The sequence below is a fragment of the Pseudomonas sp. NFXW11 genome, from assembly GCF_049887815.1.
Lineage (GTDB): Bacteria > Pseudomonadota > Gammaproteobacteria > Pseudomonadales > Pseudomonadaceae > Aquipseudomonas.
In genome coordinates, this window is sequence record NZ_JAGEKI010000009.1 from 177,476 (window position 1) to 203,203 (window position 25,728).

Here is a 25,728-nt window from a genome sequence, read left to right on the forward strand (position 1 = left end):
CACTCGCTTCGTTATACAGTAACGAATTATTTCGGTTTTCTTCGGCCGCGGAAATGATCCACAGGGCCGGACCAGAGCGGCGGGGTGGTATGCAAGTCGATCTACACACGCAAGCGGCCGAAGTGCCGGCCTTGCCACGTTTTCAGCAGGCCGCGGTGCACGCCTCGGGGTTGCAGCGCTGGGGCCGGGTGTTGCTTGGCCTGGCGGTGCTGGGGCTGGTGTCGGCGGTATTTGTCGATCTGTTCGCCGCGCTGACCCTCTGGCCGGTGGTGCTGGTGAACCTGTCCTGCGCCTTGCTGGTGGCGGTGGCGGGCCTGCAGTCGGCCTGCTGGGTCAGCCGCTGGCGCGAGGAGGCGATCAACCCTGCGCCGCCCGAGGCACTGGCGCAAACCGAGGAGCCGCCCCCCACAGGGCTCTCGGCGCTGGTGATGCAGCGCTGGCGCCGGTTGTTGCAGCAGATCGGCGCGCCCACCCTGTGGCTGGCCGGCTGGTCGCTGCTGATCCTCTACAGCGCGCTGCAGGTGTTCAACCTGGCGCTGCCTGCCAGTGCCCTGGGCCTGAGCGCCAGCGTTGCCGCGGTATTGGCCCTGTTGCTGGCCTTTGCCCTGTTGGTGCTGGAACGCCGGCTGGCCCAGGAATCCGCCGCCCAATGGCCGGAAGCCGGAGCCCTGGCGCAGCTGTTGCGGGTGGCCATTCTGTGCCTGCTGGGCAGCGCCCTGTGCCTGTTGTTCAGCAGTGCCGAGGCGCTGTGGCCGGTGCGCCTGGCGGTGTTGATCGGGCTGTTGCCGATGCTGGTGGCCGCCGAGTTGCTGCTGCGGGCGCTGCTGTCGCTGTTCAGTCCACGGCGCGAACAGCTGGAACCGCGGCTGCTGGCCCACAGTTTTATCGCCGATATGCTGCGCTGGCCGCCGCAGCCGTTGCTCAGCCTGCAACATGAATTGCACAACCGTTTCGGCATCGATCTGCGGCAGATCTGGGCCTTCGCCTATATGCGCCGGGCATTCCTGCCGATTCTGGCCCTGGTGCTGTTTATTGGCTGGCTGTTGACCGGGGTTCATGAGTTATCCATGCAGAGTCGCGGTATTTATGAGCGTTTCGGCAAGCCGGTGACGGTCTTCGGTCCTGGCTTGCACCTGGGCCTGCCTTGGCCCCTGGGGCGGGTGATCACCCTGGAAAACGGCGTGGTGCATGAGCTGGCCACCAGCGTCGGCGATACGCCGCCAGTGCTGCAGCCGGCCGCGGCCGAAGGCCCGCCGCCTGCCATCGCCAACCGGTTGTGGGACGCCAGCCATGTGAATGACAAGTCCCAGGTGATCGCCAGTGGCAGCGGCCAGCAGCAGAGCTTGCAGATCGTCAATATGGACGTGCGTTTCGTCTATCGCATCGGCCTGGACGATGCGGCCGCCCTGGCCGCGACCTACAACAGCAACGATGTGCCGACCCTGATTCGCAGCACCGCCAGCCGGGTGCTGGTACACGACTTTGCCGCCCGCACCCTGGACGGTTTGCTGGGCGCAGACCGCACGCGCCTGGCGGACGATATCGGCCGGGCAGTGCAGGCCGACCTGGCGCGGCTCGACAGCGGCGTGGAGATTCTCGCCACCGTGGTCGAGGCCATTCATCCTCCGGCAGGGGCGGCCAATGCCTATCACGGGGTGCAGGCTGCGCAGATCGCCGCCCAGGCGCTGATCGCCCGGGAGCGCGGCGCCGCCGCCGAGCAGACCAACCAGGCGCAGTTGCAGGCCAGCGTGGCCGACGACCAGGCCCGCGCCGACGCGCGGGAAACCCAGGCCACAGCCCAGGCCGCCAACCTGCGGTTTGCCGCCGAGCAGCGCGCCTATGCCACTGCCGGGCAGGCCTTTGTGCTGGAGCAGTACCTGAGCCAGTTGAGCCAGGGCTTGAGCCAGGCCCGCTTGCTGATTCTTGATCATCGTCTGGGGGGCGACAGTGCGCCGACCCTCGATCTGCGTACCTTCACCTTGCCGGCCGACCCTGCGGCGTCGCCTAAAGCCGCTCAGCCAGGAGCCGTCCATTGAGCCAGTCTGCCCATAGCCACAGCCACCCACCTGCCCATGACCACAGTCATGCTCATCACCATCACGGGCATCACCACCATCACCATGGCGCGCCGGCCGAGGCCGGGCCTTTCCCCTGGCGGCGCATGGGCTGGGCCCTGCTGCTGGTGCTGTTCGCCGTGGCCGCGGCGAGCCTGGTGCAGGTGCGTTCCGGCGAAGCCACGGTGATCACCCGTTTCGGCAACCCGGCGCGGGTGTTGCTGGAGCCGGGCTTGAGCTGGCGCTGGCCGGCACCTTTCGAAGCGGCGATTCCGGTGGACCTGCGTCTGCGCACCACCTCCAGCGGCCTGCAGGATGTGGGCACCCGCGACGGTTTGCGGATCATTGTCCAGGCCTATGTGGCTTGGCGGGTGCAGGGCGATGGGGGCAACGTGCAGCGCTTTATGCGCGCGGTACAGAACCAGCCCGATGAAGCGGCGCGGCAGATTCGCACCTTCGTTGGCTCGGCCCTGGAAACCACCGCCAGCAGTTTCGATCTGGCCAACCTGGTGAACACCGATGGGGACAAGGTGCGGATTGCCGATTTTGAAGCGCAGTTGCGCAAGCAGATCGAACAGCCATTGCTCTCCACCTATGGCGTGCAAGTGGTGCAAGTGGGGGTGGAACGCCTGACCTTGCCCTCGGTGACCCTGACCGCCACCGTCGACCGCATGCGCGCCGAACGCGAAACCATCGCCACCGAACGCACCGCCATCGGCAAGCGCGAGGCGGCGCAGATCCGTTCCGCCGCCGAGCGCGATGCGCGGATCGTCCAGGCTGACGCCAGGGTCAAGGCCGCGGATATAGAAGCGCAATCCCGGGTCGAAGCGGCGCAGATCTACGGTCGCGCCTACGCCAGCTCGCCGCAGCTGTATAACCTGCTGCGCTCGCTGGACACCCTGGGTACCGTGGTCACCCCGGGCACCAAGCTGATCCTGCGCACCGATGCGGCGCCGTTCCGGGTGCTGGTGGATGGCCCGCCGAGCCTGCCGAACAAAGCGCCCGGATCGCAGCCATGAACAAGGTTCCACGTGGAACAAATGAGCTGAGCAGCCCGTGGATTCAGGCCGGACGCCTGGCCTTTATCGCCCTGTATGGCGTGACGGTACTGGCCGCCCTGGCCTGGGCTTTGTCCAATGTGCGGCAGATCGATCCGCAGAATCGCGCCCTGGTCCTGCACTTTGGTGCCTTGCAGCGGGTGCAGAATGCCGGCTTGCTGCTGGCCTGGCCGCGGCCTTTCGAACAGGTGGTGTTGTTGCCCGCTGCCGACCGGGTACTGGAGCGGCGGATAGAAGGCTTGCTGCGCTCTGATGCGGCGGTGGAGGGCGACCGGGTGGCGACTCTGGCCACGCCCTTGAGCGATGCCCTGGCCGGATCGGGTTACCTGCTGACCGGCGACGCCGGGGTGGTGCAACTGGATGTGCGGGTGTTCTACAAGGTCAGCGAGCCCTACGCCTATGTGTTGCAGGGCGAGCATGTGCTGCCGGCCCTCGACCGCCTGGTGACCCGCAGTGCCGTGGCCCTGACCGCGGCTCGGGACCTGGACACCATTCTGGTGGCGCGCCCGGAATTGCTCGGCAGTGACAAGCAGGCCGCCGAGCGCCGCGAACGCCTGCGTGGCGACTTGCTGCAAAGCATCAACCAGCGCCTGGCCCAATTGACCGCCAGCGGCCAGGGCATTGGCGTGGAGGTGACCCGGGTGGATGTGCAGTCGAGCCTGCCTGGCCCGGCGGTGAGTGCCTTCAACGCAGTGCTGACCGCCAGCCAGCAAGCCGACAAGGCCGTGGCCAATGCCCGCACCGACGCCGAGAAGCTGACCCAGGGCGCCAACCAGCAGGCCGACCACAGCCTGCAAGTGGCCCATGCCCAGGCCAGTGAACGCCTGGCCCTGGCTCGCGCCCAGACCGCCACGGTGCAGAGCCTGGCCGAGGCGCAACGCAACGGCAGCGACCCGGAAATGCTCCTGCGTATCTACCGCGAGCGCTTGCCGAAGGTTCTCGGGCAGGCCGGCTCAGTGACCACGGTCGACCCCAAAGACGATTCCCGCCTGATCATCCAGGGAGCTGAACAATGAGTGCTTGTAGCCATGGGCCGGCCGCCGCCAGCATGCTGACCTCGACCGAACAGCGCAGCGCCGCACGCCAGTTGACCCTGGCCATGCTCGCCCTGGGCTTGCTCGGCCTGGGCCTGGCATGGCGCTGGCTGGCACCGGAGCAGGAGGGCGTGAGCCAGCTTCTGCTGGGTGTGGCCTCGTTGCTGGTGGCCTTGCCGGTGATGCGTTCGGCCTGGTTCAGCCTGCGTTATCCCAGCCTGCACGGCATCACCGATCAACTGATCGCCCTGGCCATGCTTGGCGCCTGGGCCACGGGTGATCTGCTGACCGCCGCCTTGCTGCCGGTGATCATGATCTTCGGCCATGTGCTGGAAGAGCGCAGCGTGATCGGCAGCCAGGAAGCCATCGATGCCCTGGGGCGCTTGACCCGCAGTCAGGCGCGCCGGGTCCTGGCCGATGGCAGCGTGCAGGAAGTGGATAACGCCAGCCTCAAGGCCGGGGACTGGGTGGAGGTGCGCGCCGGTGACCGAGTGCCGGCCGACGGTGTGGTGCTGTCCGGCCAGGCGAGCCTGGACACTGCGCCGATCACCGGCGAGTCGGTGCCTCTGGAAGCCAGCGTCGGTACCCAGGTCTATGGCGGGGCGATCAACCTCGACGGTCTGTTGCGCCTGCAAGTGACCCGCACCGGCGAGGAGTCGACCCTGGGCAAGGTGATTGCCCTGATGCAGAGCGCCGAACGCGCCAAGCCACCGATCACCCGTTTGCTGGAGCGCTACGCAGGCAGTTACCTGGTGCTGGTGCTGCTGCTGGCGGCGGTGACCTGGTTCATTACCAACGATGCCCAGGCCATGCTTGCGGTGCTGGTGGCGGCGTGTCCGTGTGCCCTGGTGCTGTCGGCGCCGGCCACGGCGATTGCCGGAATTGCCGTGGCGGCGCGCCACGGCATCCTGATTCGCAGCTCGGCGTTCCTCGAAGAGTTGGCCGACCTGACCTCGCTGGTGGTGGACAAGACCGGCACCCTGACTTACGGCACCTTGCGTCTGCAATCCATCGACACTGAGCAAGAAGATCAGCGCGCCATGCTCGCTCTGGCCGCCAGCCTGGGTTCGGCCAGCAGCCACCCGGTGAGTCGGGCACTGGCCGGGCTGGTGCCTCAGGAACAGCAGTGGGCCCTGGGCGATATCCATGAACGTCAGGGCCTGGGTGTAGTGGCAGGCACCGCCGAAGGCGAAGCGGCGCTGGGACGACCAGAGCTGTTCGTGCAGTTGGGCATTGCCAGCACCCCGGTGCCGGAGCATGACGGGCCGATTGCCGGGCTGGCGCTCAATGGCGAGTTTCTGGGCTGGCTGCTGCTGGCCGACAGCGTCAAGCCCGAGGCCGGGCTAGCACTCACTGAACTGCGCGAGCTGGGCCTGGGGCGCCAACTGCTGCTGACCGGCGACCGCCAGAGCGTGGCCGACAGCTTGGCGGCGCAAGTGGGCATCCGCGATGTCGAGGCCCAGGCCTTGCCCCAGGACAAGCTCGAACGGGTGCTGAGCGAAATCGACAAGGGTTTCCGGCCGCTGGTGGTGGGCGACGGCATCAACGATTCCCTGGCGCTCAAGGCCGGGGTAGTGGGGGTGGCCATGGGCGCCGGTGGTGCGGATATCGCCCTGGCTTCGGCCGATGTGGTGCTGATCGGCAGCGACCTGCGCCGCCTTGGCACCTGCGTGCGCCTGAGCCGTGAATGCCGGCGCACCTTGCAGGTGAATGTGATCATCGGCCTGGGCTGGACCCTGGCCATAGTCGCCTTTGCCGCGTTCGGCTGGCTGGGGGCTGCGGGGGCGATGATCGCGGCGCTGCTGCACAACCTCAGCACCTTGCTGGTGCTGGGCAATGCCGGGCGCCTGCTGCGTTTCCAGGAACCGCTGCTCAAGCTGTAGCCGGGTCGGTTGTTCGGCGGGGTATTTATTTTTCAGTTTTTTTCATCCCGGCTGTAACGCCGGGGTGGCGCTTCTCTCTAGTGCTATGACGGGCTTGCACAAGCACCCGCCGACCCCCTGCGACTATTGAGGAATAAAAAATGAACATGAAGAAAACCGCTGCCGGCGCTGCCCTGGCCTTCGCTGCCGCCACTCTGTTTGCCGGTGTCGTGACTCAAGCGTCGGCTGCCGATGCCCAGGTGCACTGCTACGGCGTCAACGCCTGCAAAGGCCAGAACGACTGCAAGACCAAGGACCACGCCTGCAAAGGCATGGGCGCCTGCAAAGGCCAGGGCTTCAAGGCCATGACCCAGGCCGCGTGCGACAAAGCGGGCGGCAAAGTCGGCGAGTAAGCGGCGATCGAGTGCTGCCGCAGTGGGGTTGGCAACCACTGCGGCCACTTGCCAAGGAGTTCGTGATGTCTGAATTGTCTTCAAGCCTGGGCTATGGCCTGGGTTTGCGCAGCGCCTACTACCAGCAGATTCTCGATCAAGCTCCGGATGTGGACTGGTTCGAAGTGGTGTCGGAGAACTTCATGGTGCAGGGCGGCAAGGCTTTGTATTACCTGGACGCCATCGCCGAGCGCTACCCGATCGTGATGCACGGGGTGTCGCTGTCCATCGGCGGTCCCCATGCCCTGGACCGGGACTACCTGCAACAGCTCAAGCAATTGGCCAAGCGGGTACACCCGGCCTGGATCTCCGACCACCTGTGCTGGAGCCGGGGCAACGCCCATCAATTGCACGACCTGCTGCCGCTGCCCTATACCGAGGAAAGCCTGGAGTACGTGGCCGGCCGGGTGCGTCAGGTGCAGGAAATCCTCGAGCGCCCGCTGGTGCTGGAGAACGTCTCCAGCTATGTGCGGGCGGCGGCCGACGAATTCAGCGAGTGGGAGTTTCTCGCCGCCTTGAGCCAACTCAGCGGCTGCGAGCTGCTGCTGGATGTGAACAATGTCTATGTCAGCTCGCGCAACCATGGTTTCGATCCCTGGCACTTTATCCAAGCTCTGCCGGCGCATCGCGTGCGGCAACTGCACCTGGCCGGTCACCAGGACTACGGCGACTACGTGATCGACACCCACGATCATCCGGTGTGCGATCCGGTCTGGGCGCTGTATCAACGCACCCTGGAACACCTGGGGCCGGTGGCGACCCTGCTGGAGCGCGACGATCATTTTCCGCCCCTGGAGGAGCTGCTGGCCGAACTGCACAAGGCCCGTGAACTGGGCCACCAGACCTTGGCCGGGAGGCAGCAATGCGCCTGAATGACTGGCAACTGGCGTTTGAGGCCTATCTGTTGGGCGAACAGGCCCAGGCCGGCGCCGTTCTGGGCGACAGCCTGATCGGTGGCCCGACCCTGGATGTCGAGACCGGCCTGGCGATCTATCACAACGCCTATATGGCGCGACTGCAGGAGGTCATGGGCAGCGACTTCCCGGTGATCTGGCACTGGCTGGGCGATGCCGAGTTCCAGGCACTGGCGGGTGCCTATCTACGCCAGTGCCCGTCCCGGCATTTCAGCCTGCGCTGGTTGGGGCAGGGCTTCGCCGAGTTTATCCAGGGCCATCTGGTGCCGGAGCAGGGCGCGCCCCTGGCGGAACTGGCGCGGCTGGAATGGGCCTTCACCCTGGCCTTCGATGCGGCCGAAGCCCAGGTGTTGACGGTGGCTGCCATGGCCGGGCTGGACGCCGAGCAATGGCCGGCGCTGCAACTGCGCCTGGCGCCCTGTGTGCAGTGGCTCGACTGTCGCTACAACAGCGTGGCGCAGTGGCGTGCGGTCAAGGATCAGGCGGCGTTTCCCGACAGTGCCTTGCTCGATCAGCAACAGGTTTGCCTGGTGTGGCGCGCGGAGCGGGTGTGCCGTTATCGCAGCCTGCCGGTCGAGGAAGCCCAGGCCTTGAAGGGCATGATCGAGGCGCGCTGGAATTTCGCGGAACTCTGCGCCGAACTGGCCGTCACTTATGCCGAGGGGGCTCCGTTGCAGGCGGTGACCTGGCTGAAACAGTGGGTCGAGGATGGCCTGGTTGTGCATGACCTGTCATAGACGGCCGCTATCAGATCGATAGCCTGCTAATTTTCAGGGATGGTCTACCCTCATTTTCAGACGTCTGAAACAAGGGGGATTTTCCATGCTCGTGCAACTTCCACCGGCCTTACAGAATCTGCAATTGCCCTTGCGCCTGCGGCTCTGGGACGGCCACGAAATCAATCTGGGCCCGGAGCCCAACGTCACCATAGTGGTCAAGGACCCGCAATTGGTCGCCCAATTCACGCATCCCAGCCTGGACGCCTTGGGGGGCGCCTTTGTCGAAGGCAAGCTGGAGCTGGAAGGCTCCATCAGCGAGGTGATCCGGGTTTGTGACGAACTCAGCCAGGCCCTGCTCAACGAGGATGACGACGATCAGCCGGTGCGTTCACTGCACGACAAGGCCACCGACGCTGCCGCCATTTCCTATCACTACGACCTGTCCAACGCCTTCTATCAGCTGTGGCTGGACAGCGACATGGCCTATTCCTGTGCCTATTTCGAGACCGGCAGCGAATCCCTGGAACAGGCCCAGCAAGCCAAGTTCCGCCATCTGTGCCGCAAGCTGCGCCTGCAACCGGGGGATTACCTGCTGGATGTGGGTTGCGGCTGGGGCGGGCTGGCGCGCTATGCCGCCCGCGAGTTCGGCGCCAAGGTGTTCGGTATCACCCTGAGCAAGGAGCAACTGGCCCTGGCGCGTGAGCGAGTCAGCGCCGAGGGCCTGGATGACTTGGTGGAGCTGCAACTGCTGGACTATCGCGACCTGCCCCAGGATGGCCGTTTCGACAAGGTGGTCAGCGTTGGCATGTTCGAGCATGTGGGCCACGCCAACCTGCCGCAGTATTGCCGGACCCTGTTCAATGCGGTGCGCGAGGGCGGGCTGGTGATGAACCACGGGATCACCGCCAAGCATATCGATGGTCGCCCGGTGGGGCGGGGCGCCGGGGATTTCATCGAGCGTTATGTGTTCCCCAATGGCGAGTTGCCGCACCTGTCGATGATCTCGGCGCAGATCAGCGAAGCCGGGCTGGAAATCGTCGATGTGGAAAGCCTGCGCCTGCATTACGCGCGCACCCTGGATCACTGGAGCGAACGCCTGGAAGACAATCTGGAGGCTGCCGCCAAGCAGGTGCCGGAGCAGGCGCTGCGCATCTGGCGGCTGTACCTGGCCGGCTGCGCCTATGCCTTCGCCAAGGGCTGGATCAACCTGCATCAGATTCTTGCGGTCAAGGCGCATGCCGATGGTAGTCATGAGTTGCCCTGGACCCGCGACGATCTCTATCTACCGTAAACAGCCATCACAGAATCGGTGAAATCAGCCGCGCGACCCGCATGCCCAGTTGTTGCAGGCGGTGGGTCTGGCGGCTGTCTTCCCGTGCCACTTCCCGGGCCCTGGCGAAGTCGGCCTCAAGCATCTGCTCGACCTCGGTGGCGAAGTCGTCGTCCACGGTCAGCAACATCACTTCGAAATTCAGCCGGAACGAGCGGTTGTCCAGGTTGGCGCTGCCGATGGCGCTGATCTCGTTGTCGATCAGCACCACCTTCTGGTGCAGGAACCCGGGCTGATAGCGGAACACCCGGACCCCGGCGCGCACCGCCTCGAAGGCGAACAGGCTGGAGGCGGCGTAGACAATGCGATGGTCCGGGCGTGACGGCAGCAGGATGCGCACATCCACATCCCGCAGTACCGCCAGGCGCAACGCGGCAAACACCGCTTCGTCGGGGATGAAGTAGGGGCTGGTGATCCACACCCGCTCGGTGGCGGCATGGATGGCCTCGACAAAGAACAGCGAGCAGGTTTCGTAGGCATCCGCCGGGCCGCTGGCAAGCAGCTGGCAGAGCACGCCGCCATCGGGGTAGGTGTCGGGGAGGATCAACGGTGGCAATTGCCGCGCGGCCCAGAACCAGTCTTCGGCGAAAGATTCCTGCAGGCAGGCCACCACCGGGCCGCTGACCTGGATATGGGTGTCGCGCCAGGGCGTCAGGGGCGGTTTCATGCCCAGGTATTCGTCGCCGACGTTGTGCCCGCCGACAAAACCCAGCATGCCGTCCACCACCACGATCTTGCGGTGGTTGCGGAAGTTCACCTGGAAGCGGTTGAGCCAACCGCTGCGGGTGGCGAAGGCGTGCACCTGGACCCCGGCGTCGCGCAGTGGCTGCACATAACTGGCGGGCAGCGAGTGGCTGCCGATGCGGTCATACAGCAGGTGGATCTCCACGCCCTCGGCGGCTTTCTGCAGCAACAGACGTTGCAGGCGTCGGCCCAGTTCGTCGTCGTGAATGATGAAGAACTGGATCAGCACCGCCTTGTGCGCGCGGCGGATGGCATTGAAGATCGCCTCGAACGTGGCGTCGCCGTTGATCAACAGGCGTACCTGATTATTGGCCAGGCACGGCATGCGCCCGAGCTTGGGCATGGCCCGCAATGCGGCATAGGCCTGGGATGCCCGGGCGGTGAGCGCTTCCTCGACCCAGGGACGCCAGTTCAGGGCGCTGATGGCCTTGTGCATTTCCAGGTTGGCCTGGCGCCGCGCCTGGATATAGGCATCGAAGGTGCTGCGACCGAACACCAGGTAGGGAATCAGCGTCAGGTAGGGGATGAACATCAACGACAGGGCCCAGGCGATGGCGCCTTGGGCGGTGCGCACGGTGAACACTGCATGGATGGCGGCGATCAGCCCAAGCAGGTGCAGCAGCGCGATGAGATATCCAAAGGGGTGCGGGCCAAAATAATCCATGGGGCAGTCGTGCTCCTGAAGATTCAATGCCTAACAGACCATGTTCCACAGCGAATGTCGCTATTTTATTCTGCATGCAACGCCGTGCCCTGGCCGAAGTCTAACGGCCACTATTGTCTAGGAGTCATTCGATGAAACTTCGTTTACTGGGTTGGGCCCTGGCGGCCGGATTGGCAGTGCCACTGGTTGCACAGGCGCAGATGCTGCAGCCGGGTTTGTGGGAACTGACCAGCAGCAATATGAAGGTCGATGACCAGAACATGCCGGACCTGTCGCTGATCCTCGGCCAGTTGCAGCAGCAGATGACCCCGCAGCAACGGGCCATGCTGGAGAAGCAGGGCGTGACCATGGGCGGCAAGGGCATCCGGGTTTGCCTGACGCCAGAGCAGGTGAAGTCCGACACCATTCCCCTGCAAGACCCGCAATCGGGTTGCCAGCAGCAGATCACCGAACGCAACGGCAACCAGTGGAAATTCCGCTTCAGTTGCCCCAAGGCCCAGGGCAATGGCGTGGCCAAGTTCGTCAGTGACCGCGAGTTCACCACCAATGTGCTGGGCACCTTCAATATCACCGGCATGCAGCAGAAGGGCAGCATGGACACCCGTGCGGTGTGGCTCGGCCAGGACTGCGGCACGGTCAAGCCACGGGCGTCCTGAACTAGCGTGTAAAGCGCAAGGGCAACCCCTGGCACTGCGGATAGAGGCGCCCCTGGTGCCAGGCCAGCTGGCCCGACACCAGGGTGGTGGCCACGCTATGGCGCAGGCGTTGCCCGGCGAACGGCGTCCAACCGCAATGGGCGAGGATCGGCTGGCTGTCCACGGCCAGCCCCTGGGGCTCGGGGCGGATCAGCACCAGGTCGGCCCAGTAGCCTTCGCGCAGGTAGCCACGGTCGGGGATGGCGAACAGGTCGGCCACCCGGTGGCTGGTCTTGGCCACCAGGGTGGTCAGTGGCAAAAGCCCGTCCGCCACCAGTTCCAGCAGCGCCGGCAAGGCGTGCTGCACCAGGGGCAGGCCGGCAGGCGCACGGGTATAGGGCTGCTGCTTCTGCTCCCAGGTGTGGGGCGCGTGATCGCTGCCGATGACGTCCAGGCGATGGCTGTTGAGGGCCTGGCGCAGAGCATCGCGGTCGGCCTGGGTCTTGATCGCCGGATTGCATTTGATCAGGTGGCCGAGGCGTGAATAGTCGCGGTCATCGAACAACAGGTGATGCAGGCAGACTTCGGCGGTGATGCGTTTCTCGGCCAGTGGCCGGTCTTCGAACAGCGCCAGTTCCCGAGCGCTGGTCAGGTGCAGCACATGCAGGCGCGTGCCATGGCGCCGAGCCAGTTCCACCGCCAGGGACGATGAGCGATAACAGGCCTCGGCATCGCGGATGCGCGGGTGGGCGGCGGCGGGAATCTGTTCGCCATAGAGCTGCTGCCAGCGCTGTTGCTGGAGCTGGATGCTCGGGGTGTGTTCGCAGTGGGCGAGGAGGAGGGTCGGCATCTGGCGAAACAGCCGCTCCAGCACCCGCGGATCGTCCACCAGCATATTGCCGGTGGAGGCCCCCATAAAGACTTTCACCCCGGCCACCGTGCTCGGGTCGAGGGCGGCAACCGTATCCAGGTTGTGGTTGCTGACGCCGAAGTGAAACCCGTAGTTGGCCACCGAGGTTGCCGCCGCGCGACGTTTCTTCGCCTCCAGGGCGTCCAGGGTCAGGGTTGCCGGCGAGGTGTTGGGCATGTCCATGAAGCTGGTGATGCCACCTGCCACGGCCGCCCGCGATTCACTGTGAATGCTGCCTTTGTCCGGTGCGCCGGGGTCACGAAAATGCACCTGGTCGTCGATCATTCCCGGCAGCAGCCATTGGCCCTGGGCGTCGATCTCCACCTCGGCGCTGAGGTGGTCGAGGCTGCCGATGCTGTCGATTCGGCCATGCCGCACCAGCAGGTCGGCGTCCATTTCCCGTCCTTCATTGACCAGCCGGGCATTGCGGATAAGGATTCGGCTCATGTTCAGAACTCGTTCTGCAGGGCCTTGTAGCCGCGCACCAGATCGATATTGGTGCGGGCCACGTCTTCGGAGAATTCCGAGGCGCTGATGCTCACCGGCGGGAATTGCCCGAGGTCGGTCTTGGGGCCGATGCGGGTGGTGGAGGGCACGTAGAACCCCTGGGGCAGATCGCGGCCGTCCACCACCGAGTTGTGCCGCACCACGCTGCCGTCGCCCACCACGCAGTTGAACAGCACGCTGTTGAAACCGATGAACACCCGGTCGCCGACCACGCAGGGGCCGTGGACGATGGAGCGGTGGGCGATGGAGGTGTGCTGGCCGATGGTCACTGCCGCGCCGGATTTGGAGTGGATCACCACGCCATCCTGGATATTGGAATTGGCACCGATGGTGATGGGCTCCATCTGGCCGCTGGCGTCCACCTCGTCGGCGCGGATTACCGCGTAGGGACCGACGAAGACGTTGTCGCCGATCACCACCTTGCCGCAGATGATGGCGGTCTTGTCGACATAGGCGGATTCGGCGATGACCGGCAGGTCGCCGGAGGGGTTCTTACGGATCATGGCGGGTGTCCTTCATGGGGGAACTGATGACTTCCACCGCGCCATCGCGGATGGCGTTGTAGAAACAGTTGGGGCGACCGGTGTGGCAGGCGGGGCCCTGTTGCTCCACCAGCAGCAACAGGGCATCGCCGTCGCAATCCAGTCGGGCCTCGATCAGCCGCTGCCGATGCCCGGAGCTTTCACCCTTGCGCCACAGGCATTGGCGCGAGCGCGACCAGTAGCACACCTGGCCGCTATCCAGGGTGACGGCCAGGGCCTGGCGGTTCATCCAGGCCAGCATCAGCACTTCGCCGCTGGAGTGTTGCTGGGCGATGGCGGCAATTAACCCGTCGCTGTTCCAGGGCAGGGCGTCGAGTACTGCGGTCAAAGGCCAGCGGCTGCCCAGGGGCGCGCCTTCCAGATCCAGCAGCGACAGGGGCGGACCTTCGCTCATGGCTGGTTCAGAGCCTGGTACAGGCCGCTGGCGTGCAGCCAGCGCAAACCCTGGCAACCGATCATCAGCTCTCCCAGTTCCACTGACTGTGGGCCACGGCATCATGGGCGTGCAGGCTTTCGGCATGCACCACCCGCAGTTGGCAGGCATTGATTCCGGGGGAGCGGCGCAGGGCCAGATTCAGGCGGCGCGCGGCGTCTTCGCAGAACATCAGGTTCTGCCCGTTGGCCAAGGCGAAGGCCTGCTCATCGGCGCGTTTAACCGCGGTTTGCACTGCGGTGCCCAGGGCGTTTTCCGCATCGTCGATCACCGCGATCAGCGGCAACTCATCGAGAAAATCATCCAGGCGCAGGTGCAGTTCGGCGTGGCTGCGCTGGCTGTGAGGGGTGGCGACTATGCCTTGCGCCGAACCCAGCCAGGCCAGAATCTCGGCGTGTTGCAGCGGCTGGTCGGCGAAATCCTCGATAAATTGCTGCTGTATCAATTGCCGCGATAGTGCCGCCGAGCAAGGGCAGGTCGAGGAATAAGGCACCTGGATTTTTAGTTCCACGTGGAACATTGCGTTTTTCAGCCGCGCTTCGATGCTCAGCGGATAGCTTTTCCAGCCGGCCAGGGGGCTGACCAGCGCCGGGCGCTTGAGCAGCAGATCCAGGTGCAGGCGCAGGTAGGCGTTGTGGGCCAGGCCCTCGTGGCTGTCGAGAAAACGTTGCAGCAGGCGGCGCAGCAACGCTGGGGTGAGGTTCTGCTGTTCGAGCATTTCCAGGGCCAGGTACAGCCGCGACATATGGATGCCCCGAGCTTCGCCGTCGTTGAGGCTGACCCCGGCATCGGCTTTGGCGGCAATGCGCTGGCCATCGAGCAAAACAGGTAAGGCAATGCCGCACATGCCCACCCATTCCAGGGGCAAGGCTTGGCGTGAGGCCTGCGCGGCGATATCCGGCAGAGTCAGCGCGTTCATGGAAAGGTCCGTCGTTGGGGGAATAATTGAATATGTTATATTATAACAATTCAATCGGTGAACACTTTTTCCGCAACGCCTCTTCAACCTGTTCCTGTGAGTACGGACGCTCCCCTATCTGCGGTATTTGCCATGCACAGACGTCAATTGCTCAACCTGCTGTTGGCCGGTACGGCCCTGTTGTTGCCCTGGAGCGCTCATGCGGTGCAGATCCGCAATGCGCGGCTGTGGAAGGATGCCGACAAGCTGCGGCTGGTGTTCGATCTGAGTGGCCCGGTGCAGTACAAGACCTTCACCCTGAGTGCGCCGGAGCGCTTGATCATCGACATGAGCGGCGCGCGCCTGAGTGGTGACTTCAGCCGGTTACCCCTGGCCAATACACCGATTCACTCGATCCGCTCCGGGCATTTCGGCCAGGGCGATACCCGGATAGTGCTCGACCTGAACGAGCCGCTGCAGCTCAACAGCTTTCAATTGCCACCCCAGCAAGGCCAGGGCCATCGCCTGGTGCTGGACCTGAGCCGCGCCGGCAACGCGCCGCTGCAAATCGCGGCTGCTGCGGCCGTGCCCCAGCCCGAGCGCGCCCCGAACAAGCCGCACCCCAAGCGCGACATCACGGTGGTGGTGGACCCCGGCCACGGTGGCAAGGACCCGGGCGCGGTGGGGGCCAGGGGCGAGCGGGAAAAGGACGTGGTACTGGCCATCGCCCAGTTGCTGGCCAAGCGTCTCAAGCGCGAGAAGGGTTTCAGCGTGAAGCTGGTGCGCAACGATGACTTCTTCGTGCCGCTGCGCAAGCGGGTGGAGATTGCCCGCCAGCACCAGGCCGACATGTTTATCTCGGTGCATGCCGACGCCGCGCCCCGTCTCACCGCTTCGGGGGCTTCGGTGTATGCCCTGTCCGAAGGCGGCGCCACCTCGGCCACCGCGCGCCTGATGGCCCAGCGGGAAAACGGTGCCGACCTGTTGGGGGCTAGCACCCTGCTCAACCTCAAGGACAAGGACCCGATGCTGGCGGGGGTGATTGTGGATATGTCGATGAACGCCACCATCGCCGCCAGCCTGCAACTGGGAGGCAGCATCCTGGGCAGCCTGGCGGGGATCACCAGCCTGCATCAGAAGCGCGTGGAACAGGCCGGTTTTGCCGTGCTCAAGTCGCCGGACGTGCCGTCGATCCTGGTGGAAACCGGCTTTATCTCCAACAGCCGCGACAGCCAGCGACTGGTGACGGCGCGGCATCAACAGGCGATTGCCGACGGCCTGTTCCAGGGCTTGCAGCGCTATTTCGAGAAAAATCCGCCGGCCAACAGCTACATGGCCTGGCTCCAGGAATCGAAAAACAACCGCCCGGCGTAAGCGTGGCGAGCTAGCAACCGCTGATGCGGCTGCAAGTGAACTTGCCGCTGCTGCCGCCGGAGCTGGAGAAACGGTTGCGGGTGGTCCAGCCCACGCGCTGGCTGTAGCCCACCCAGGCCTCGCCGTCGGAGGCCAGCCCGGTGAAGAACGTCAGTTGCCCGTAGCGGCTGTTGGTCTGCGCCCAATAGCGTTTGCCGATCACTTCAAAGCCCCGCAGGTAAGTGGTGCTGCCGGCGGTGGCGACGCTGTAGGCATTGCCCAGGGGATCGACGCAGGCCAGCAAGGTGGCGCTGCGGGTGCAGGTGGCCAGGGTGCTGGGCATGGCGGCAGCGGCATGGCCGGCAAACAGCAGAAGGCTCGAAAGCAGGGTGGGCAGGACGGGGCGCATGGCGGTTCTCGTGGCGGCAGGGGCTCAGCATCGCGCCCTTCGTCGTGGGCGGCAAGGGAGTGTTGGCTAATTTGCATTGTTATAATATAACATTAAGTGAACGCCCGACTCGTGACTTGCCATGACTGAACAAGAGCTCCTCGCCGAACCTCAGGCGCATTACATGAATGACGCCCAGCAGGGCTATTTCCGCGCACTGCTGCTGAGCCAGCGCAGCGAGCTGCAGGAGCGCATCGCCGCTGAGTTCGACCAGTTGCGCGAACAGGAACCCCACAGCGACCCCGCCGATATCGGCAGCGCCGAAGAGCAGCGGCAATGGCAACTGCGCCTGCTGGAACGGGAAAAGAAGCTGCTGGACAAGATCGACGAAGCCCTGGAGCGCCTGGCCCGGGGGGAATACGGCTGGTGCCGCGACACCGGCGAGCCAATCGGCCTCAAGCGCCTGTTGCTGCGTCCCACCGCCACCCTGTGTATCGAAGCCAAAGAACGCCAAGAGCTGCGCGAACGCCACCTGCGGGTGCTTTGACCCAGCCCCGAACCTGATGAGGAACCCCCATGACCGAGCGTCTTCCCGTTACCGTGCTGTCCGGCTTTCTCGGCGCCGGCAAGAGCACCCTGCTCAACCACGTATTGCGCAACCGCGACCAGCTGCGGGTGGCGGTGATCGTCAACGATATGAGTGAAATCAATATCGATGGCGGCGAAGTGCAGCGCGATGTCAGCCTCAATCGCGCCGAAGAGAAACTGGTGGAGATGAGCAACGGCTGCATCTGCTGCACCCTGCGCGAAGACTTGCTGGAAGAAGTCGGCAAGCTGGCTCGCGACGGCCGTTTCGACTACTTGCTGATCGAATCTACCGGTATTTCCGAGCCGCTGCCGGTGGCCGAGACCTTCACCTTTCGCGACGAGTCGGGCCAGAGCCTGGCGGACATCGCCCGGCTCGACACCATGGTCACCGTGGTCGACGGCATGAACTTCCTCGCCGATTACCAGGCCGCGAACAGCCTGGCCTCCCGGGGGGAAACCCTGGGCGAGGAGGACGAGCGTTCGATCACCGACTTGCTGATCGAGCAGGTGGAGTTCGCCGACGTGATCCTGATCAGCAAGATCGACCTGATCAGCAGCGCCGAGCGCGAAGAACTGATGGCGATCCTGGCGCGGCTCAATGCCCAGGCCGAGATCATTCCCATGGTCATGGGCCAGGTGCCCCTGGAGCGGATTCTCAACACTGGCCGCTTCGACTTCGAGCGCGCGTCCCAGGCGCCGGGCTGGCTCCAGGAACTGCGCGGCGAGCATGTACCGGAAACCGAGGAGTACGGCATCGCTTCCACCGCCTACCGGGCGCGCCGGCCTTTTCATCCCCAGCGTTTCTTCAACTTCATCAACCGGCCCTGGGTCAACGGCAAGCTGCTGCGTTCCAAGGGTTACTTCTGGCTGGCCAGTAAGTATCAGGAGGCCGGCAGTTGGTCCCAGGCCGGCGGCTTGATGCGTCACGGCTTCGCCGGTCGCTGGTGGCGTTTCGTGCCCAAGCAGCACTGGCCCGAGGATCAGGAAAGCACCGCGGCGATCATGCACAACTGGACCCCGGCCAGCGGCGACTGTCGCCAGGAGCTGGTATTCATCGGTCAGAACATCGACTTTGCCCGGCTCGGCGCCGAGCTCGACCTGTGCCTGCTGGACGACGACGAAATGGCCCTTGGCGTCGAAGGCTGGAGCCTGATGAACGACCCCTTCGGGCCCTGGCATGAAGAGGAGGCGGCCTGATGCTGACCCTGAATTCGCCGGTGATACCCCTTGCCAATCCGCTACCGGCCCAATGGCTGCTGCTGCCGACTGTGACGCCGCTGCTGTCTCGACGCCAGGCCCTGGGCACGACCCCGGCGGTACTCGCCGAAGTGCTGCAAGATGAGGTCAACCTCGGCCTCTGGCAGCGCCGGTTGCCGGTGCACATCGCCGATTTTGCCGAGTTGCTGCTGTCGCTGAACGAACCCTTGGCCGAGTCCCTGTTCCTGGAACTGCCCGAGGAAGACTCGCAGCCCGACCTGCGAGGCCTGGCCTCGGGCTACAGCGACTTGCAGGGTTACGAGGGCTTTATCGCCGATGTGGCCTGGCTGGTCAGCGCCTTTGCCTGCCTGCTGGGGGCCAAGCGCGTGGGCTTGCGCCTGCGGGTGCTGGACAAGGCCATGTGCCCGCGCTTTCACGTCGACCATGTACCGGTGCGCCTGATTACCACCTATGCCGGCATCGGCAGCCAGTGGTTGCGCGAAGGGGTGATGGACCGCCGGCGCCTGGGCCAGGCCGAGGCCGAACCCCGCAGCGCGGCGCTGATCCAGCAGATCGGCAGCGGCGAGGTGGCGCTGTTCAAGGGCGAGAAATGGCATGGCAACCAAGGGTTCGGCGTGATCCACCGTTCGCCGCAGCCGGCACCGGGGGAGCGCCGGTTGATTCTCACCCTGGATTGGCTGGGATAAGTCACGGGCCGTTCGCCTTCACATATGCCTGGTTTCTGCAGGGGCGGTTTTCGCCTTGGCGGGGAGGGCGTAGCATCGGCGCACAAGGTTGCGGAAATCCCTTCATGCTGCAGAACATTCCTACCCACGTGATTGCCGGCCCGCTGGGTGCTGGCAAGACCAGCCTGATCCGCCATCTGCTGGAACAGCGCCCGGCCCATGAGCGCTGGGCGGTGCTGATCAACGAGTTTGGCCAGATCGGCCTGGATGCGGCGCTGCTGACCCGGGATGCAGACGGTATCGCCCTCGGCGAAGTGGCCGGTGGCTGCCTGTGCTGCGTGAATGGCGCGCCGTTCCAGGTGGGGTTGGGTCGCCTGTTGCGCAAGGCCCGGCCGGACCGCTTGTTTATCGAACCGTCAGGCCTCGGTCACCCGGCGCAGTTGCTCAAGCAGTTGAGTGTCGCGCCCTGGCAAGGGGTGCTGGCGCTGCAGCCTTGCGTGCTGGTGCTGGACGCCCAGGCCCTGGCGGCCGGCAAGCCATTGCCCCAGGCCCAGCAGGAGGCCCTGGCTAGCGCTGGCCTGTTGGTATTGAACAAGGAAGAATTGCTCAGCGACAGCGATCGCCTGCGGGTGTTGGAGCAACTGCCCGACCTGCCGCTGTTCTGGACCCGCCACGCCGCCTTGCCCCTGGCCGAACTGCCGGGGCTGGAGGCGTGCGCCGGTGCGGCGCTGGAGCAGTTGGATATTCCCCTGGGGCAAACGCCCTTGGCGACGGTCTGGAGCGATCCGGCGCTGCCGATCTGCCTGAGTCAGGCCCAGGAAGACGGCTGGAGCATTGGCTGGCGCTGGCACCCGAGCCAGCAATTCGATCTGGCCCGGGTCGAGCACTGGTTGCAGAACCTCGACTGGCGTCGGGCCAAGCTGGTGATCCACAGCGACCAGGGCTGGCGCTCGGGCAACGGCCTGGACAACTCGCCGCCCAACTGGCTGCCCAGCGAGTGGCGGCGGGATTCACGCCTGGAATTGATCTTCAGTGCCCCGCAAGAGATTGCCGCGCTGCAAGCCAGCCTTGCGGCCTGTCGATTGTAGGGGCGACAAGCCTTTGCCTTTCACTGCCGCCACTTGCGATGTTCCTCGCGCCATTGGCTCAGCTCGATCACCTCGGCGCTGGGCAGCGGCTCCTTGGCTTCGAACGGGTAGGGCGCCAGCTCGATCTGCGCGCTGTGGGCGCCGAACTGGGTGATGGTGCCGGCGTGACGGGTTTCGCCGGTCACGGTGAATTCGAAGTTGTAGATTCGCGCCAGGCGCCGCCGACCATTGGCATCCTTGACGAAACCGATGCGCTTGAGCGCCACGTTGCCGTCCAGCAGCTCGATATCCAGCCGCGCGCAGTGCTGCTTGACCCGCTCCAGGGCGCGCTCGCGCAGGCCGTGGTTGTGCCAAAGCCAGGCCGCGCCGGTTGCCAGCAGCATCAGCACAAAGATGTTTCCAAGGGTCAGCATGAAGGTTTGCTCCAACGAAGTGGCATCAGCTTAACTGTGACTCCGGTCTGTCGTACAGGCTGCGTTTAGTCGCATACTGCGCGGCTTGAATTCCACCGGTTCTATGGAAAATCCTGCATGAAACGTACGCCTCATCTGCTTGCGATCCAGTCTCATGTGGTCTTTGGCCACGCCGGCAACAGTGCCGCGGTATTCCCCATGCAGCGGGTTGGGGTGAATGTCTGGCCCCTGAACACCGTACAGTTTTCCAACCACACTCAGTATGGCCAGTGGGCCGGGGACGTGCTGGCGCCGCAGCAGATTCCCGAGCTGGTGGAAGGCATCGCCAGCATCGGCGAGCTGGGCAACTGCGACGCGGTGCTTTCCGGCTACCTGGGTAGCGCCGCCCAGGGCCGGGCGATTCTCAGCGGGGTGGCGCGGATCAAGGCGGTCAATCCCAAGGCCCTGTACCTGTGCGACCCAGTGATGGGGCATCCGGAAAAGGGCTGCAGCGTGCCGGCTGAAGTCAGTGATTTCCTGCTGGACGAAGCGCTGGCCATGGCGGACTTTCTCTGCCCCAACCAGCTAGAGCTGGACAGCTTCTGCGGACGCCGGCCGCAGTCGCTGTTCGACTGCCTGGGCATGGCCCGTTCGCTGCTGGACAAGGGCCCCAAGGCGGTGCTGGTCAAGCACCTGGATTACCCGGGCAAGCTGGCCGATGGCTTCGAGATGCTGCTGGTGACTGCCGACGGCAGCTGGCACCTGCGGCGCCCGCTGCTGGCCTTCCCGCGCCAGCCGGTGGGGGTGGGCGACCTGACTTCGGGCCTGTTCCTGGCCCGGGTGCTGCTGGGCGACAGCCTACTGGCGGCGTTCGAGTTCACCGCTGCGGCGGTGCATGAAGTGCTGCTGGAAACCCAGGCCTGTGCCAGCTACGAGCTGGAGCTGGTACGGGCCCAGGATCGGATCGCCCATCCGCGGGTGCGCTTCGAGGCCACGCCGATCGGCTTCTGATTGGCGCCGCGCCTCAGCCCTGTTCCGAGAACTGCACCTGGGGCGCCGGCTGGCGGAACCCCCGGGTATGCAGCGCCAGGTAGCCCAGGCCCAGGGCGAACCAGGCCAGGCCAATGCCCAGGGTCAGGAGCGAGAGGCTGGTCCAGAGCCAGGCGATCAGGGCGAAGCCGATCAGCGGCAGCAGGCCGTATTGCAGCAGCCGTGCAGTGCTGCGGGGCTGGCCCTGGCCCTGGCCCAGGTGGCTCTTGATCACCGCCAGGTTGACCACCGAGAACGCCACCAGGGCACCGAAACTGATCATCGAGGCCAGGGTGGTCAGGTCCACCACCACCGCCAGCAAAGACACCAGCGACACCAGGACAATGGCAATCACCGGGGTCTTGTAGCGCGCCGACAGGCTGCCGAACACCCGCTGCGGCAGGATGCCGTCGCGGCCCATGCTGTAGAGGATGCGCGACACCGAAGCCTGGGAGGCCAGCGCCGAGCCGGCGGCGCCGGCGACATAGGCGGCGGTGAAAAACATCTCCAGGAAGCGCCCGCCGGCGTGCAGCATCACCTCGCTGGCCGCCGAGTCGGCATCCTTGAAGCTGCTGCCGGGGAAGGCCAGCTGGCTGGCCATGGCCAACACAATGAACAGCAGGCCGGCGCCCAGGGTGGTGATGACGATGGCCCGGGGGATGTCCCGGCGTGGCTCGCGGGTTTCCTCGGCCAGGGTCGACACCGCGTCGAACCCCAGGAACGACAGGCACAATACTGCGGCGCCGGCCATCAGCGGTAGCAGGCCGGGCTGGCTGCCGTCGCCAATCCAGGGGGCGGCCAGGTCCAGGCTCGGGGCCTGGGCCTGCTGGCGGATCACCAGGGCGACAAACACCACCACGAACACCAGCTGGGCGCAGACGATCAGGTTGCTCATGCCCGATACCGAGCCGATGCCGCGAATGTTCAGCAGGGTCACCAGGGCAATGGTCGCCAGCACAAAGACCCAGGCCGGTACGGCGGGGAAGGCCAGGTTGAGAAACAGGCCGATCACCAGGTAATTGATCATCGGCAGGAACAGGTAATCCAGCAGCAGCGACCAGCCGGCGAGAAAGCCGATGCTCGGGCCGAAGCTGAGGCTGGCGTAGGAATAGGCCGAGCCGGCAATCGGGTATTTGCGCACCATCACGCTGTAGGACAGCGCGGTGAAGATCATCGCCAGCAAGGTCACCACATAGGCAGCGGCAGTGCGTCCGCCGGTGATTTGGGTGACCACGCCATAGGTGGTGAAGATGGTCAGCGGCACCATGTACACCAGGCCGAAGAACACCAGGGCCGGCAGGCCGAGAATTCGCCGCAGGGAGGTGCCCTGGGCGCTGTGGGTGAAATCGCTGGAGGCGAGGGCGGGGTTGTGGGACACAGAGTTGGCGCTGGGCATTGTTATTGTTCTCACGCGTTCGTTGGCTCGAAGGCTCCCGGTAAGGGGAGTGCGTTTGTGCCGTGCCCAAGGATTCTGGCAGCGCTGCCGGGTGGGGATAACTCTCTAAGTGGTCAAAAAGGGATGGATCTGGCCAATCGGGATGACCGCAGAAGACTGCCTGCAAAGGCGTTGAGGAAGCGCAAAGGCTTGGGGGCGAGGGTCACTGGGGGGCCGTCCGTGGCCCGGCTGAATCAGCGGGTTGGCGAGAGGCTCAAGGCGCGTCGGCCTTGATTTCCTGGTAGCGCTTTTCCAGTTCCTGGCGGATCTGCCGGCGTTGCTGGGCCTGGATGTAACGACGCTTGCCGTCGGCGGTCTCGGGCTCCAGGGGCGGCACCGGCGCCGGTTTGCGCTGGTCGTCCACGGCCACCATGGTGAAGAAGCAGCTGTTGGTATGGCGCACCGAGCGCTCGCGGATATTCTCGGTCACCACCTTGATGCCCACTTCCATGGAGGTGTTGCCGGTGTAGTTGACCGAGGCCAGGAAGGTCACCAACTCGCCGACATGCACCGGCTCGCGGAAGATCACCTGATCCACCGACAGGGTCACCACGTAGCGGCCGGCGTAGCGGCTGGCGCAGGCATAGGCGACTTCATCGAGGTACTTGAGCAGGGTGCCGCCGTGGACATTGCCAGAGAAATTGGCCATGTCAGGGGTCATCAGTACCGTCATCGACAGCTGGGCGTTTCCGGGTTCCATAGCGCACTCACGATTCAAGGCAGGGGTTGCTTGAGCACCTCTGCGGGTGCTGGGTTCAAGGGTTTTCAAACCATCGATAACGGGACGCCGGGGCGGGCCGCGCCGTCACGCTGAGGTGGATCTGTTTCCTTATATTGCATCGCCTTGCTGGCGGAAGTCGCGGTGTTAACCTGCAAAACAGCCATTCCTGGGCAGTTTCCGCTCCTTATTTGGATATTTCCTTCTACTGATAAGAATTTTCTTTTTAGGCGCTTGCCCCCGCCCCGCATTCAAGGAGAGCCCCGGCCATGCATGCCATCAGCTTCATTCAGGACCTGGCCGTGATCATGCTGGTGGCCGGGGTGGTGACGGTGCTCTTTCACCGGCTCAAGCAGCCGGTGGTGCTGGGCTATATAGTCGCCGGCTTTATCATCGGCCCGCACACGCCACCGTTCGGCCTGATTCATGACGAGCAGACGATCAAGACCCTGGCCGAGCTGGGGGTGATCTTCCTGATGTTCTGCCTAGGCCTGGAGTTCAGCCTGCGCAAGCTGTTCAGGGTTGGGGCCACGGCGTTTATCGCGGCGTTCCTGGAAATCGTGCTGATGATCTGGATCGGCTACGAGATCGGCCGCTGGTTCGACTGGAGCACCATGGATTCGCTGTTCCTCGGGGCGATCCTGGCCATTTCCTCCACCACCATCATCGTCAAGGCGCTCAACGACCTGAAGATGAAGAACGAGCGCTTCGCCCAGCTGATCTTTGGTGTGCTGATCGTCGAGGACATCCTCGGTATCGGCATCATTGCCCTGCTGTCGAGCATCGCGGTCAGCGGCACGGTGAGCTCCGGCGAGGTGTTTTCCACGGTGGGCAAGCTCTCGTTGTTCATGATCGTGGCGCTGGTGATCGGCATCCTGCTGGTGCCACGGCTGTTGGCTTATGTGGCGAAATTCGACAGCAACGAAATGCTCCTGATTACCGTGTTGGGCCTGTGCTTCGGCTTCTGCCTGCTGGTGGTCAAGCTGGAATACAGCATGGTGCTGGGGGCCTTCCTGATTGGCGCGATCATGGCCGAGTCCCGGCAGTTGCTGAAGATCGAGCGGTTGATCGAACCGGTTCGCGACCTGTTCAGCGCGATCTTCTTCGTTGCCATCGGCCTGATGATCGATCCGCAGATCCTGCTGCAATACGCCTGGCCGATTGCGGTGATCAGCGTAGCGGTGGTGCTGGGCAAGATGCTGTCCTGTGGCATGGGGGCTTTTATCGCCGGCAATGACGGACGAACCTCGTTGCGGGTGGGCATGGGCCTGTCACAGATCGGCGAATTTTCCTTCATCATCGCCGCCCTGGGCATGACCCTGCAGGTCACCAGCGATTTCCTCTACCCGGTGGCGGTGGCGGTTTCGGCCATCACCACCTTGCTCACGCCCTATCTGATTCGTGGTGCCGATCCCTTGTCGATCAAGCTCGCGGGAATACTGCCCAAGCGCTTGAGCCGGGTATTGGGCATGTACGGCGAGTGGCTGCGCAGCATCCAGCCCCAGGGTGAGGGCGCGTTGCTGGCGTCGATGATCCGCAAGATCCTGCTGCAAGTGGGGGTGAATCTGGCGCTGGTGGTGGCGATCTTCTTTTCCGGCGGCTACTTCGCCCAGCGCATAGGCACTTACCTGGAAGATTGGGTCAGCGACCCTGGCGGGCAGAAGGCGCTGATCTGGGGCGGGGCGCTGTTGCTGTCGTTGCCGTTCCTGATCGCCGCCTATCGCAAGCTCAAGGCGCTGTCGATGTTGCTGGCAGAGATGGGGGTCAAGGCGGAAATGGCCGGGCGCCATACCCAGCGGGTACGTCGAGTGATCGCCGAGGTGATTCCGATCCTCTCGCTGCTGGTGATTTTCCTGCTGCTGGCGGCGTTGTCGTCGAGCATCTTGCCGACCCTGGAACTACTGCTGCTGATCGCCGTGGTGGCGTCGGTGGTGGCCGCGCTGCTCTGGCGCTGGTTTATCCGCGTGCATACGCGGATGCAGGTGGCGCTGATCGAAACCTTCGAGCACAGCAAGGACAACGGCGGGCATTGACCCTGCCACTCGCCAGCAGGGTGCTGGCGAGCCTGGCGGGCGTTGCGGCCTGATGAGGCGGCAAC

25 protein-coding genes are annotated in these 25,728 nt (G+C 64.7%); 16 read left to right on the plus strand and 9 right to left on the minus strand.

All coding sequences use genetic code 11. From position 1 onward, the window contains the following. Positions 1 to 89: 89 nt before the first annotated feature. From hflK (J4P02_RS16210) to cfaB, 8 genes are all read left to right on the plus strand, one after another. A complete protein-coding gene (gene hflK / locus J4P02_RS16210; protein ID WP_426191976.1) occupies positions 90 to 2,036 on the plus strand; it encodes a protease modulator HflK in 1,947 nt (648 codons plus the stop codon). Further along, positions 2,033 to 3,073, plus strand: coding sequence for a protease modulator HflC (gene hflC, locus J4P02_RS16215; protein ID WP_426191978.1), 1,041 nt, complete (start codon positions 2,033 to 2,035; stop codon positions 3,071 to 3,073). The genes hflK (J4P02_RS16210) and hflC overlap by 4 nt, the downstream gene beginning before the upstream one ends. Then, positions 3,070 to 4,128: a protease modulator HflK gene (hflK, locus tag J4P02_RS16220; RefSeq protein ID WP_426191980.1), complete on the plus strand. Its 1,059-nt coding sequence runs from the start codon at positions 3,070 to 3,072 to the stop codon at positions 4,126 to 4,128. Before hflC ends, hflK (J4P02_RS16220) begins: the two co-directional genes overlap by 4 nt. After that, positions 4,125 to 6,029, plus strand: a complete 1,905-nt coding sequence (locus tag J4P02_RS16225; protein WP_426191982.1) for a heavy metal translocating P-type ATPase — start codon at positions 4,125 to 4,127, stop codon at positions 6,027 to 6,029. Before hflK (J4P02_RS16220) ends, J4P02_RS16225 begins: the two co-directional genes overlap by 4 nt. Before the next feature lie 140 nt (positions 6,030 to 6,169). Continuing rightward, positions 6,170 to 6,421 (plus strand): membrane protein, encoded by a 252-nt coding sequence (locus tag J4P02_RS16230; protein ID WP_011064355.1) that lies wholly within the window; start codon positions 6,170 to 6,172, stop codon positions 6,419 to 6,421. A gap of 65 nt (positions 6,422 to 6,486) precedes the next feature. Continuing rightward, positions 6,487 to 7,332, plus strand: a complete 846-nt coding sequence (locus J4P02_RS16235; protein WP_426191984.1) for a DUF692 domain-containing protein — start codon at positions 6,487 to 6,489, stop codon at positions 7,330 to 7,332. Beyond that, positions 7,323 to 8,111 carry a putative DNA-binding domain-containing protein gene (locus J4P02_RS16240; protein ID WP_426191986.1) on the plus strand — a complete coding sequence of 263 codons (789 nt, stop codon included), beginning with the start codon at positions 7,323 to 7,325 and terminating at the stop codon, positions 8,109 to 8,111. The genes J4P02_RS16235 and J4P02_RS16240 overlap by 10 nt, the downstream gene beginning before the upstream one ends. Before the next feature lie 85 nt (positions 8,112 to 8,196). Beyond that, a complete protein-coding gene (cfaB, locus tag J4P02_RS16245; RefSeq protein ID WP_426191988.1) occupies positions 8,197 to 9,384 on the plus strand; it encodes a C17 cyclopropane fatty acid synthase CfaB in 1,188 nt (395 codons plus the stop codon). Between the two features lie 7 nt (positions 9,385 to 9,391). Here cfaB and cls read toward each other — a convergent pair whose 3' ends face one another. Beyond that, entirely contained in the window at positions 9,392 to 10,831 is a 1,440-nt protein-coding gene (gene cls, locus J4P02_RS16250) for a cardiolipin synthase (RefSeq protein ID WP_426191990.1), read from the minus strand. A 131-nt stretch (positions 10,832 to 10,962) separates the two neighbouring features. Between cls and J4P02_RS16255 the strand changes: the two genes are divergently transcribed. Next, positions 10,963 to 11,487: a DUF3617 domain-containing protein gene (locus J4P02_RS16255; protein ID WP_426191992.1), complete on the plus strand. Its 525-nt coding sequence runs from the start codon at positions 10,963 to 10,965 to the stop codon at positions 11,485 to 11,487. Between the two features lies 1 nt (position 11,488). On the opposite strand, the gene J4P02_RS16260 is transcribed toward J4P02_RS16255, so the two are convergent. The 4 genes from J4P02_RS16260 to folE2 all read right to left on the minus strand — a co-directional run bounded on the left by J4P02_RS16260 (position 11,489) and on the right by folE2 (position 14,777). After that, positions 11,489 to 12,823 carry a dihydroorotase gene (locus J4P02_RS16260; protein ID WP_426191994.1) on the minus strand — a complete coding sequence of 445 codons (1,335 nt, stop codon included), beginning with the start codon at positions 12,821 to 12,823 and terminating at the stop codon, positions 11,489 to 11,491. Between the two features lie 2 nt (positions 12,824 to 12,825). Continuing rightward, the gene (locus J4P02_RS16265; protein ID WP_426191996.1) at positions 12,826 to 13,386 is read right to left on the minus strand and encodes a DapH/DapD/GlmU-related protein; all 561 of its coding nucleotides are present in this window, start codon (positions 13,384 to 13,386) and stop codon (positions 12,826 to 12,828) included. Next, the gene (gene hisI, locus J4P02_RS16270) at positions 13,376 to 13,819 is read right to left on the minus strand and encodes a phosphoribosyl-AMP cyclohydrolase (RefSeq protein ID WP_426191998.1); all 444 of its coding nucleotides are present in this window, start codon (positions 13,817 to 13,819) and stop codon (positions 13,376 to 13,378) included. The genes J4P02_RS16265 and hisI overlap by 11 nt, the downstream gene beginning before the upstream one ends. Positions 13,820 to 13,883: 64 nt before the next feature. Beyond that, positions 13,884 to 14,777 (minus strand): GTP cyclohydrolase FolE2, encoded by an 894-nt coding sequence (gene folE2 / locus J4P02_RS16275; RefSeq protein WP_426192000.1) that lies wholly within the window; start codon positions 14,775 to 14,777, stop codon positions 13,884 to 13,886. A gap of 132 nt (positions 14,778 to 14,909) precedes the next feature. On the opposite strand from folE2, the gene J4P02_RS16280 reads away from it, so the two are divergent. Then, complete coding sequence (locus J4P02_RS16280; protein ID WP_426192002.1) at positions 14,910 to 16,130, plus strand: N-acetylmuramoyl-L-alanine amidase; 1,221 nt, start codon at positions 14,910 to 14,912, stop codon at positions 16,128 to 16,130. 10 nt (positions 16,131 to 16,140) lie between these two features. Here J4P02_RS16280 and J4P02_RS16285 read toward each other — a convergent pair whose 3' ends face one another. Next, positions 16,141 to 16,518: a glutamine synthetase gene (locus tag J4P02_RS16285; RefSeq protein WP_426192004.1), complete on the minus strand. Its 378-nt coding sequence runs from the start codon at positions 16,516 to 16,518 to the stop codon at positions 16,141 to 16,143. Between the two features lie 121 nt (positions 16,519 to 16,639). Between J4P02_RS16285 and dksA the strand changes: the two genes are divergently transcribed. The 4 genes from dksA to J4P02_RS16305 all read left to right on the plus strand — a co-directional run bounded on the left by dksA (position 16,640) and on the right by J4P02_RS16305 (position 20,056). Continuing rightward, positions 16,640 to 17,044: an RNA polymerase-binding protein DksA gene (gene dksA / locus J4P02_RS16290; RefSeq protein WP_426192006.1), complete on the plus strand. Its 405-nt coding sequence runs from the start codon at positions 16,640 to 16,642 to the stop codon at positions 17,042 to 17,044. A gap of 29 nt (positions 17,045 to 17,073) precedes the next feature. Beyond that, a complete protein-coding gene (gene zigA / locus J4P02_RS16295) occupies positions 17,074 to 18,282 on the plus strand; it encodes a zinc metallochaperone GTPase ZigA (protein WP_426192008.1) in 1,209 nt (402 codons plus the stop codon). After that, positions 18,282 to 18,989: a DUF1826 domain-containing protein gene (locus J4P02_RS16300; RefSeq protein WP_426192010.1), complete on the plus strand. Its 708-nt coding sequence runs from the start codon at positions 18,282 to 18,284 to the stop codon at positions 18,987 to 18,989. Before zigA ends, J4P02_RS16300 begins: the two co-directional genes overlap by 1 nt. A gap of 104 nt (positions 18,990 to 19,093) precedes the next feature. After that, complete coding sequence (locus tag J4P02_RS16305) at positions 19,094 to 20,056, plus strand: CobW family GTP-binding protein (protein ID WP_426192012.1); 963 nt, start codon at positions 19,094 to 19,096, stop codon at positions 20,054 to 20,056. A 20-nt stretch (positions 20,057 to 20,076) separates the two neighbouring features. Here the strand turns inward: J4P02_RS16305 and J4P02_RS16310 are convergent, their stop codons facing one another. Then, positions 20,077 to 20,469, minus strand: a complete 393-nt coding sequence (locus tag J4P02_RS16310) for a DUF3301 domain-containing protein (protein WP_426192014.1) — start codon at positions 20,467 to 20,469, stop codon at positions 20,077 to 20,079. Positions 20,470 to 20,586: 117 nt separating this feature from the next. Here J4P02_RS16310 and pdxY point away from each other — a divergent pair, with 117 nt between their 5' ends. After that, positions 20,587 to 21,459: a pyridoxal kinase PdxY gene (gene pdxY / locus J4P02_RS16315; RefSeq protein ID WP_426192016.1), complete on the plus strand. Its 873-nt coding sequence runs from the start codon at positions 20,587 to 20,589 to the stop codon at positions 21,457 to 21,459. Positions 21,460 to 21,472: 13 nt separating this feature from the next. Here pdxY and J4P02_RS16320 read toward each other — a convergent pair whose 3' ends face one another. Together J4P02_RS16320 and J4P02_RS16325 are read right to left on the minus strand one after the other, a co-directional pair. Next, positions 21,473 to 22,873: an APC family permease gene (locus J4P02_RS16320; protein ID WP_426192018.1), complete on the minus strand. Its 1,401-nt coding sequence runs from the start codon at positions 22,871 to 22,873 to the stop codon at positions 21,473 to 21,475. A gap of 253 nt (positions 22,874 to 23,126) precedes the next feature. Then, positions 23,127 to 23,612 carry an acyl-CoA thioesterase gene (locus J4P02_RS16325; protein WP_426192020.1) on the minus strand — a complete coding sequence of 162 codons (486 nt, stop codon included), beginning with the start codon at positions 23,610 to 23,612 and terminating at the stop codon, positions 23,127 to 23,129. A gap of 287 nt (positions 23,613 to 23,899) precedes the next feature. Here J4P02_RS16325 and J4P02_RS16330 point away from each other — a divergent pair, with 287 nt between their 5' ends. Further along, the gene (locus tag J4P02_RS16330) at positions 23,900 to 25,663 is read left to right on the plus strand and encodes a cation:proton antiporter (protein WP_426192022.1); all 1,764 of its coding nucleotides are present in this window, start codon (positions 23,900 to 23,902) and stop codon (positions 25,661 to 25,663) included. Positions 25,664 to 25,728: the final 65 nt, after the last annotated feature.

Coding starts and splice junctions, on each gene's coding strand:
- hflK (WP_426191976.1), top strand. CDS start 90: ATGCAAGTCGATCTACACACGCAAGCGGCCGAAGTGCCGGCCTTGCCA.
- hflK (WP_426191980.1), top strand. CDS start 3,070: ATGAACAAGGTTCCACGTGGAACAAATGAGCTGAGCAGCCCGTGGATT.
- J4P02_RS16225 (WP_426191982.1), top strand. CDS start 4,125: ATGAGTGCTTGTAGCCATGGGCCGGCCGCCGCCAGCATGCTGACCTCG.
- J4P02_RS16230 (WP_011064355.1), top strand. CDS start 6,170: ATGAACATGAAGAAAACCGCTGCCGGCGCTGCCCTGGCCTTCGCTGCC.
- J4P02_RS16235 (WP_426191984.1), top strand. CDS start 6,487: ATGTCTGAATTGTCTTCAAGCCTGGGCTATGGCCTGGGTTTGCGCAGC.
- J4P02_RS16240 (WP_426191986.1), top strand. CDS start 7,323: ATGCGCCTGAATGACTGGCAACTGGCGTTTGAGGCCTATCTGTTGGGC.
- cfaB (WP_426191988.1), top strand. CDS start 8,197: ATGCTCGTGCAACTTCCACCGGCCTTACAGAATCTGCAATTGCCCTTG.
- cls (WP_426191990.1), bottom strand. CDS start 10,831: ATGGATTATTTTGGCCCGCACCCCTTTGGATATCTCATCGCGCTGCTG.
- J4P02_RS16255 (WP_426191992.1), top strand. CDS start 10,963: ATGAAACTTCGTTTACTGGGTTGGGCCCTGGCGGCCGGATTGGCAGTG.
- J4P02_RS16260 (WP_426191994.1), bottom strand. CDS start 12,823: ATGAGCCGAATCCTTATCCGCAATGCCCGGCTGGTCAATGAAGGACGG.
- J4P02_RS16265 (WP_426191996.1), bottom strand. CDS start 13,386: ATGATCCGTAAGAACCCCTCCGGCGACCTGCCGGTCATCGCCGAATCC.
- hisI (WP_426191998.1), bottom strand. CDS start 13,819: ATGAGCGAAGGTCCGCCCCTGTCGCTGCTGGATCTGGAAGGCGCGCCC.
- folE2 (WP_426192000.1), bottom strand. CDS start 14,777: ATGAACGCGCTGACTCTGCCGGATATCGCCGCGCAGGCCTCACGCCAA.
- J4P02_RS16280 (WP_426192002.1), top strand. CDS start 14,910: ATGCACAGACGTCAATTGCTCAACCTGCTGTTGGCCGGTACGGCCCTG.
- J4P02_RS16285 (WP_426192004.1), bottom strand. CDS start 16,518: ATGCGCCCCGTCCTGCCCACCCTGCTTTCGAGCCTTCTGCTGTTTGCC.
- dksA (WP_426192006.1), top strand. CDS start 16,640: ATGACTGAACAAGAGCTCCTCGCCGAACCTCAGGCGCATTACATGAAT.
- zigA (WP_426192008.1), top strand. CDS start 17,074: ATGACCGAGCGTCTTCCCGTTACCGTGCTGTCCGGCTTTCTCGGCGCC.
- J4P02_RS16300 (WP_426192010.1), top strand. CDS start 18,282: ATGCTGACCCTGAATTCGCCGGTGATACCCCTTGCCAATCCGCTACCG.
- J4P02_RS16305 (WP_426192012.1), top strand. CDS start 19,094: ATGCTGCAGAACATTCCTACCCACGTGATTGCCGGCCCGCTGGGTGCT.
- J4P02_RS16310 (WP_426192014.1), bottom strand. CDS start 20,469: ATGCTGACCCTTGGAAACATCTTTGTGCTGATGCTGCTGGCAACCGGC.
- pdxY (WP_426192016.1), top strand. CDS start 20,587: ATGAAACGTACGCCTCATCTGCTTGCGATCCAGTCTCATGTGGTCTTT.
- J4P02_RS16320 (WP_426192018.1), bottom strand. CDS start 22,873: ATGCCCAGCGCCAACTCTGTGTCCCACAACCCCGCCCTCGCCTCCAGC.
- J4P02_RS16325 (WP_426192020.1), bottom strand. CDS start 23,612: ATGGAACCCGGAAACGCCCAGCTGTCGATGACGGTACTGATGACCCCT.
- J4P02_RS16330 (WP_426192022.1), top strand. CDS start 23,900: ATGCATGCCATCAGCTTCATTCAGGACCTGGCCGTGATCATGCTGGTG.